Origin of the sequence: Microcystis sp. M061S2, assembly GCF_020245605.1 — a bacterium.
In the GTDB taxonomy this organism is placed as follows: Bacteria; Cyanobacteriota; Cyanobacteriia; order Cyanobacteriales; family Microcystaceae; genus Microcystis.
Window position 1 is genome coordinate 1 of the sequence record NZ_JADBUP010000155.1, and the last position, 8,920, is coordinate 8,920.

Here is an 8,920-nt window from a genome sequence, read left to right on the forward strand (position 1 = left end):
ACAAAGAAGTATTTACCGATGTCACGGAAGGAGAAAGGCATGAAAGCGATTTAGTCGCACAAGTTAAGTTTCGCGGAAAAGAATCTTTTTTTCTGATTCATCTGGAGGCGCAGCAAAGTTCTCGAAAATGGTTTAACCGGCGAATGTTTACTTATTTTGCTCGCTTTCATGAGAAATTTGTCTTACCGATTTATCCCATTGTAATTTTTTCTTATTCAAAGCCAAAAAGAGAAGCAATTAGTCAATATGTAGTCGATTTTCCCGATTTTAAGGTATTAAAATTTAACTATCAAGTCGTGCAGTTAAATCGATTAAATTGGCGAGATTTTCTCAATCAGCCGAATCCGGTTGCTTCAGCTTTGATGGCGAAGATGAACATTGCTGAGAAAGAGCGAGCTAAGGTTAAGGCGGAATGTCTGCGCTTGTTAATTACTTTAAAGTTAAATCCTGCGAAAATGCAATTAATTTCCGGATTTATCGATACTTATCTCAATCTAAATCCGGTCGAAGAGATACAATTTCAACAAGAGATTAGCACATTTAGTCAACCCGTACAGGAGGGAGTTATGCAAATTACCACCAGTTGGATGCGTCAAGGTATTGAACAAGGTATCGAACAAGGTATCGAACAAGGTATCGAACAAGGTATTGAACAAGGTATTGAACGGGAAAAGACATTGATTCTTCGTCAACTTAAACGCAAGTTAGGGGAGATTAATCCTTCATTGGAAAATAAAATCATGGGGTTAAGTATTGATGATGTCGAAGTATTAGGAGAAGCTTTATTCGATTTCTCTACGGTTGAAGATTTAATCAATTGGTTAAATACTTTAACTGCTTAGTTTTGACGTTAGCGTTCGCCTTCTGACAACAACCCACTAAAATTGTCATAATGAAACAGACAACCGCTAATTATGATGAACCTTGCAAAGAAGCATTAACCGAGTATTTTGAGGCGTTTTTACATTTCTTCTTTCCTGAAGTTCACCAACTAATTGATTGGACAAAAATTCCCGAATCCCTAGAAAAAGAACTCAAACGGATTACCGCTTCAGCAAAGACAAAAAAACGTTTCGCTGACAAACTCTATTCAGTTATCAGTTACCAGTTATCAGTTATCAGTGACTAATTGGAAACAAGTAGCAATCCCTTTGCTATAATCGTCATGGCACATCTGAAAACAAAAGCAACTACTGGGAAGCTGCCACAACGGGAACAGTGGAAGTGGAAGTTAATCAGGGGATTATATGAAAAGGAGTTCGAGAGAGAACAGATAATTAAACTGTTTGAAATCATCGACAATATGATGACTTTGTCCCCCGAATTACAGTCAAGTTTAGAGAGTAAAATCAAACAATTTGAGGAGGAAAAAACCATGCCTTTAATGAGTAATATGGAATTGCGAGGAATAGAACAGGGTAAGAAGATTGGCAAGGAAATTGGGGTGTTAGAAAATAGCCGCGATGACATAAAAACAGTTTTAACTGTGCGGTTCGGACAGATTTCTTCAGAAATTGAAGAGATGATTGACAAAATCACTAACCTTGCTCTCTTAAAAGAGATACTAAAATCAGCAGTTACCGCTAATTCTCTCGCAGAATTTAAGCAGTCTTTGGCAAAAATCCAATAAGAACATCTTACTCTAGGGTGCTGCACTGCCCACCCATTCACCTTTAAACCCTTATTTAATGGTGGTGGGCAATGCCTACCCCGGGAAAAACTACGGGGTGAGCGATATCGGTCCTCGGGCCTTTAAACGAATCCCGCACTGGCCTGTCGCGGAGGAGCGTGCGAGCCGGTAATCGGTAGAGCGCCCCGTGGTTTTGTCCTTAACGGTGAAAGTGATCGAGCCATCTGACGACTGTTCGATACCGGCCGGTCCGTCTAGAAAAGCTCCCTCTCGAACGGTAGCGACCGGTTTAAAAGTGCCTTGTATTTCCACAAAAAGGGACTGACGGGTAATTCCCCACAACGGCTCCTTATCCACTTTTTGAAACAAACTCAACCAACTTCCGGCGAGTGTCTTGGGAACAGCGATCGCTATCGCCAGTGGCCCTGCTTTTATTTCCCTAAGAAAAGGATCGCGGAAACGACCAGCGTTAGTTACGAAAGTTCTCCCAGAGTGAGTGCTGTCGATGTACCACCCAGTTATACCGTTCCGACTCCGCGCACTTTCTCCTGAAAGTATGGTGGTGACAGTAATCCCATCGTAAAAGAACAACTCATCTTTTATGCCTCTGAGCAAAATACCTCGTAATCGCGGGACATCATAAACAGGGTAAACAAGACTAGCACCCCGTGCGATCGACCCCATCTCTTTCGCTTTTCCAGCAATGATCTCCAAGGTGGTGAGGGATGATCGTCCCCAAAATGTAGCGAGATGACCAGTGATCAATACGCGATCCAACGCCTGGCTGTAAACTCCCTGAGCGAGGAGACAATTACCCCAGAAACGATGCCAAAACGAGCAGGGTCGCTCGTAGAGTTCGGGAAGTGCCTTCGGTGTACCAAGGGTAGGGGGGTTAGCATTCAGATCGAGCCGGGCCATGTAATCGATTTGTCCTCCATCGATCCAGAGCCAACCATCTTGTGTCGAAACCAGAGCGTCAATCTGGCCGTAATCGTATTGCGGGGCCTTCACTGATACGAGAGGCGTTGCAGCGCCTTTCCGTTTCAGTAGCAGGGTATCGACACCGGAGACGACCACCTCCAACGATTGGCCCCGCGTTGGGATTGTTACTCGTGCTGTTTTATTCGGGGATAATGTTAATCTCGTCTCGGGTTTTCGCTCTACTGGTGAGAGGCAATATTTATCTAAAGGTTCGGCTATAACTCGCGGAACGTTAGCGACGAGAATTAAAAAAACAATCGAAAAATAGGTCGCCACCCATTCCGATAATCATCCCGACCACCCCAAGAATGGCTAAATAACATAAGCGGTTTCTGTGACATTTTCCCGACGCTGATTGCCTGCCTTCTCGACTTGTCCTTAACCTACAGTACCACTACTGGCAATCCCGAAGTTAAGCAACCGACCACACATCATCAGGTAAATTAAATCAAGTTTATTGTGCTTAATTAGTAAAACTTATGCAAAAAAAAAATAAAGATAACTTATATGTATTGACGAGACAAAAAAATGCTACTAGGATAGTAACAAGGATTAATTAAAGAGTTGACGGTCTCCGATGGCAATCATTTAGAATCCTTTGATATAGTGTACCTGCGTGGGTCTTGTGTCGTTAAGCCCAATCTAGTATCTAGTCCAGCTAGTTAAGCTGTTGACCAAGTATAGGAGGTTAAGAATCAATGAACTCTATCGACCCAATTCTCAAAAACAATCTTGTTGGCATATTGGATAGACGTAATTTATTCGCTTTAACCCTAATCTCAATTATTACAAGTGGAAACGCTATGGCAACTGTTCCAGCAATCAGGAGTAATTCGTGTCGGCTTTACAATGCTTACCTCTTAAACGGTCAAATCTACTCAGATTCACAAGGAATTGTGATCAATGGCGAATATCCAACAGCTTCTTCAGAAACAGACTGCCGTAAACAATGCCAAGCTGAACAAAAGGATCGAACTCAAGATTTACCTAAAATATATACCTTAAAAGTTGAATGTTTTTATGGAAAAAAATCACTTTACAAAGATTCCATTAGCCCTCATTCTCAGTGACAACAAAAATTAAAAATAAACCTGAGTTACGATGATTAATAATTTTCAACTTTTTGAGCAAGCTAAATAATACTTCACTTTATCAAATACGGGAGGTTAAGGATCAATGAACGCTATCAACTTAATTCTCGAAAACAATCTTGTTGGCGCAGTCGATACAGGTGAGTTATATATAAATGCGATTTTATTATCAGCGTTAGACCAGGTACGGCTGTCTCTCAAAGATTTCGCCAATGCACCAGATTTTTTGCCCAAGATACAGTTGGCATTTGGGGATAGTTTTGCGCCCCAGACTGCTTTTGCCTTAGCACAGGATTGGGCAAAAGGCGATGTAACTATCCCTTTGATTAAGATTCTTCCCGATGGAACTCTTAATGGTGCTTATGGAGTATATGCAGGTGCGACAAATACGATTTATCTTTCTGAAGAATTCCTTCGCGAGAATACAATCTCATCGATAACAAGCGCAGTTCTAGAAGAGTTTGGTCACTCTATAGATGGACTACTCAATGACTCAGACTCTCCGGGTGATGAAGGGCAGATTTTTGCTGCACTAGTTCAAGGGATACCTCTACCTGAATCAGAATTGCAAGCTTTAAAGCAAGAGAATGATTTCGCCACGATATTTATAGACGGTCAAGAAGTTCTGATTGAAAAAGCAACCGTTTCAGATAGCGGTGGTTTTGAAGGAAGCCGACAAATAGTTATACTGGAATCAAAAGGTGGTGGCGTAGCTAAATTTACTTATCAACACTTTACTATTCCTGACCAGTTTATTATCCGTTACGAAGGAAGGGAGTTACTCAATACAGGTTTTGTGGGAGGTGGAAGAACTGGACAGGTTCAGATTCCAAAAGGCAATTCCAATCAGTTAGAAGTGATTGTAGCTACTAATAATCAGGGAACTGCATGGAACTATACCGTAACTACTGAGACTTGTCCAGATACGGGTCCTTTCGTACTTGAGCTAGTTGGCGGTAAATTCAAGGACGCTGACGGAGATGGTGACTGCGAGGGTCAGGGAACTATATATATTGGCAGAAAAGACGGGATTTCCCGAATGCTGAAAGTGGATGGAACGGTTGAATATACTGATAAAAAGATTAGTGTTAATGGCATCGTTACTTCTGTCATTGGTGCAGGAGTTGTTAAAACCAATCCTCTGTTTCAGGGTCAATTTGATCTGAATATTGGCAGCGGAACAACATCGTCATTTAAAGAAACTGGGAAGTTAGCAACTGAATATACCCTTGGTGGCTTAGATGTTGATTTTAGTGGCATAACGATAAATCGAAATGGATTAGCTCTTGGCGCAAAATTCAAGTTACTAGAAGAAATTGGGTTTCCTGAATTTCCTTTTAGTGGTTCTGACGCACTCTTAATTAGTCAAAATAACGTAACGTTTGGCTCTAGTGTTAAGTTTTCTTTGCCTAATTTCAAAGATTTTAAATTATTTAAGTTCTTGCCGATTAAGAAATTATCAAATTTTTCAATTGAATATATTGCACCTGAAGATAAAATCAAAATTCAAGGTAAGTTAGTTATTGACGATTTCACGAAAACAGAAAAATTAGGAACAATTACTGCCGATCTTGCGGGTAGTAACTCTATCGAAATTCAAGGTGGCAAAGCAGATATCAAAGGTTCTCTTGCTGTTGAGACTGATCTCAAACTCGTTAAAGGATGGGGATTAAAAGAACTCAAACTGAATATCGATACTAAGAACAAAGATATTGGAGGAAGCACAAAAATAGAGTTTCCTTTTAAAAAAGCAATTCCTCCAGGCAATGCTGAAGCTACTACCGAACTTGGTTTTAAACTTCCAATTCCTCCCCTAGAGCTTAATAAAGTATCTTTAGATGTAGATAATCTAAACATACCAATTCCTCAGTTTCCTTTAGTCTTTTTTCAAGGTTTCAATGGAAGTGTAGAAAATTTAGCTAAATCCGATCCCGACCCAATAGAGTTTGCTGGGGGTGTAAAAGCAACACTTGGCCCGCAGCTTGATGTTCCTCTTTTAGGTCGTTCTGCACTCATTCGCGTAGATTTAAATGGCCAAATCAGTTCGGAGCAACTTAGCGGAACCGGACAAGTTATTATCCTTAACGAAAAAATAGCCAAAGCTGACGGAACATCTACTCTTAATTGGAACAACAAGTTTTATGAGACTAAAGGTAATTTTTCTCTTCTTGATGGTCTGATTCAAACCAGTAGCGGCTTTAAAGTTGGTTCCAGCTTTGATGTCAATATGTCAGGAGTAGCTAAGGTTAGTATTCCCAACTTTATTCCGCTATTTGGTGGAACTCAAATTTCTAGCGGTAACTTCTTACTTGACTTCAGCAATGACGGTAATCTATCCAATGATTTTGCCGCCGGTTGGGGTACTATAAATATTCAGAAGCTGGGATTTGAAATCAATGTAGTTGTAGGAGTCAAAGGGTATTTTAATGGCCGATTTGAAAGAATTGGGGCAAAAAATATTCCACCAATAGGGAGTTTTGCCATTGCTCCAGACACAGATTGGATTCTTCTTAGTGCTGATTGGGAAAATGCAGTAACAGGAAATATACCAGTACAGATTGAAACTCCAGATGGCACTATTATTAATGAATCTGACTTTGCCGCCAATAATATTGCTGTTGTTGAAGAACTGAGCGACTCAACAACAAAGGTAGTGGTTATTTTCAATCCTCAACCTGGTATTTGGGATATTAATGTTGTTGATCCCACTGGTTTAGGAGCAGTTAAATATACTGCAGCAACTGATTCTTTCTTGCCTACTATTGATATAACTTCCCCTGCGACAGATGTTGGTGGAAGAGAGGTAACTATTAATTACAATGCCTTTGATGCCGACTCTAATGCTGAAGTTAAACTGTTTTACGATACAGATAATCAAGGATTTGATGGCATACTAATTGCTGGTAATTTATTAGAAAATGATGGTGCTGGCAGTTTCCTTTGGAATACTGAAGGCATTCCTACAGGTGATTATTTCATCTATGCTATGGTCATAGATGAAAATAATCCTCCCGCCTTTGATTATTCCCAGGGTCGAGTAAGAATTACCGAAGAAGCAGATTTATCAGTTACTCAGACTGTCAATCCAGGCTCGGTAGTTGCAGGAAAGAATCTAAGTTACAAAGTGACAGTAACCAATAATGGTTCGATTGATTCCAAGAACGTAACTTTAGTCGAAACCTTACCAGCCGAAGTCACCTTTGTTTCTTCGACTACTACACCTTCACAGCAGTCTGGTAATACTCTCACTTTCGAGCTAGGAGATTTAGCACAAGGAGCAACTAAAACCTTTGATATTATCGTCACCGCACCCTCAACACCAGGAATAATTACTGCAACGGCTGCTGTCAACAGCACGACCTTCGATCCTGACTCAACAAATGATGTCGATATTTTAACTACTACTGTTGAAGAGATTCCTCCTGAAATCTCTGATCTCTCAGTAACCAGAACCGACGCTACAGGAGCAGTCGCTCTAGGACAACAGTACACCTATGCTCTAACTGTCACTAACAACGGACCCAGTACGGCAAACAATCTGATTCTCACGGAAAATTTACCATCAGGAGTGAATGTCATCAGTGCCACGGCTAAGGTCAATACCAATTCCAGCGGCGTTGTCACGGCTAATTTAGGGAGTCTTAACAGTGGTGACACCATCACGGTTAATCTGACTGTTAGTTCCTTTGTTGCAGGTGACCTTATCAGCACAACTAACGTCAGTGGCAATGAAAACGACTTTAATTCATCTAATAATTCGCTCATTAGTACAAAAACTGTCAATTCAATCATTCCTGCCAATATAGATCTGGAGTTGGCTCAAACAGTTAATAACCCTAATCCTCAGATAGGAAATCAAGTTACTTTCACCCTTACTCTGACCAATAAAGGACCTGGAACTGCTACTGCTATCCAGGTAAGAAATCTATTACCGACTGGACTAAGTTTCATCTCGGCATTAGCTGAACAGGGTATCTACGACAGCAGTACAGGCATCTGGGATGTGGGTAATATGCGGGATAATCTCAGCCGCACCCTAACAATTAAGGCTCAAGTCAACAGTGGCGGCTCCCTGACTAATACGGCTGAAGTAACGGCTGTTTTTGAAGCTGACATTGATTCTACTCCCAATAACAATAATCCCAATGAAGACGATCAAGCTTCAGTTATTGTCACTATTGGCACCGATGAAACTCCTAGTAATCAAGCTCCGACAAATTTAGCCTTAAGTGCGACAACAGTAAATGAAAATGTTGCCCCCAATACAGTAATTGGAACATTTTCCAGCACAGACCCCGATACTGGTAATAGCTTTATCTATAGTTTAGTTACAGGAACAGGAGATACAGATAACTCAGCATTCTCGATTGTAGGGAATCAATTACAGATTAATAATTCCCCAGATTTTGAAACCAAGAATAGTTACAGTATTCGGGTAAAAACCACAGACCAAGGGGGACTAAGTTTTGAGAAAACCTTGACAATTACTGTCAATGATGTTAATGAAACTCCTAGTAATCAAGCTCCCACAGATTTAGCATTAAGTGCCACTACAGTAAATGAAAATGTCCCTGTTAATACAGTAATTGGAACATTTTCTAGCACAGACCCCGATACTGGTAATAGCTTTATCTATAGCTTAGTTACAGGAACAGGGGATACAGATAACTCAGCATTCTCGATTGTAGGGAATCAATTACAGATTAATAATTCCCCAGATTTTGAAACCAAGAATAGTTACAGTATTCGAGTAAAAACCACCGATCAAGGGGGACTAAGTTTTGAGAAAACCTTGACAATTGCGGTAAATAATGTTAATGAAACTCCTAGTAATCAAGCTCCGACGGATTTAGCATTAAGTGCGACCACAGTAAATGAAAATGTCCCTGTTAATACAGTGATAGGAACATTTTCCAGCACAGACCCCGATAGTGGTAATAGCTTTACCTATAGCTTAGTTACAGGAACAGGAGATACAGATAACTCAGCATTCTCGATTGTAGGGAATCAATTACAGATTAATAATTCCCCCGATTTTGAAACCAAGAATAGTTACAGTATTCGAGTAAAAACCACAGACCAAGGAGGACTCAGTTTTGAGAAAACCTTGACAATTGCGGTAAATGATGTTAATGAAACACCTAGTAATCAAGCTCCCACAGCCCTAATTTTCCAAAATGCTGTCACCGAGTTAGCTGAAAATGTCAATGTCACACCA

Annotated in this window: 6 protein-coding genes; 5 read left to right on the top strand and 1 reads right to left on the bottom strand. The window is 40.5% G+C overall.

Translation table 11 applies throughout. From position 1 onward, the window contains the following. The 3 genes from IM475_RS22295 to IM475_RS23080 all read left to right on the top strand — a co-directional run. Positions 1–842 (top strand): DUF4351 domain-containing protein (locus IM475_RS22295; RefSeq protein ID WP_287729164.1); only part of this gene is annotated, 842 nt, incomplete at its 5' end. 50 nt (positions 843–892) lie between these two features. After that, positions 893–1,129, top strand: coding sequence for a hypothetical protein (locus IM475_RS23075; protein WP_353737466.1), 237 nt, complete (start codon positions 893–895; stop codon positions 1,127–1,129). 36 nt (positions 1,130–1,165) lie between these two features. Continuing rightward, positions 1,166–1,630 (top strand): hypothetical protein, encoded by a 465-nt coding sequence (locus IM475_RS23080; RefSeq protein ID WP_353737467.1) that lies wholly within the window; start codon positions 1,166–1,168, stop codon positions 1,628–1,630. 90 nt (positions 1,631–1,720) lie between these two features. On the opposite strand, the gene IM475_RS22305 is transcribed toward IM475_RS23080, so the two are convergent. Continuing rightward, a complete protein-coding gene (locus tag IM475_RS22305; protein WP_287729165.1) occupies positions 1,721–2,887 on the bottom strand; it encodes a hypothetical protein in 1,167 nt (388 codons plus the stop codon). A gap of 422 nt (positions 2,888–3,309) precedes the next feature. Between IM475_RS22305 and IM475_RS22310 the strand changes: the two genes are divergently transcribed. After that, entirely contained in the window at positions 3,310–3,681 is a 372-nt protein-coding gene (locus IM475_RS22310; protein ID WP_149978002.1) for a hypothetical protein, read from the top strand. A gap of 106 nt (positions 3,682–3,787) precedes the next feature. Continuing rightward, positions 3,788–8,920, top strand: a 5,133-nt coding sequence (locus IM475_RS22315; RefSeq protein ID WP_287729166.1) for a CARDB domain-containing protein, incomplete at its 3' end; no start/stop codon positions are given.

Excerpts from the sequence above, each read along its gene's own strand:
- IM475_RS23075 (WP_353737466.1), top strand. The coding sequence starts at position 893 with ATGAAACAGACAACCGCTAATTATGATGAACCTTGCAAAGAAGCATTA.
- IM475_RS23080 (WP_353737467.1), top strand. The coding sequence starts at position 1,166 with ATGGCACATCTGAAAACAAAAGCAACTACTGGGAAGCTGCCACAACGG.
- IM475_RS22310 (WP_149978002.1), top strand. The coding sequence starts at position 3,310 with ATGAACTCTATCGACCCAATTCTCAAAAACAATCTTGTTGGCATATTG.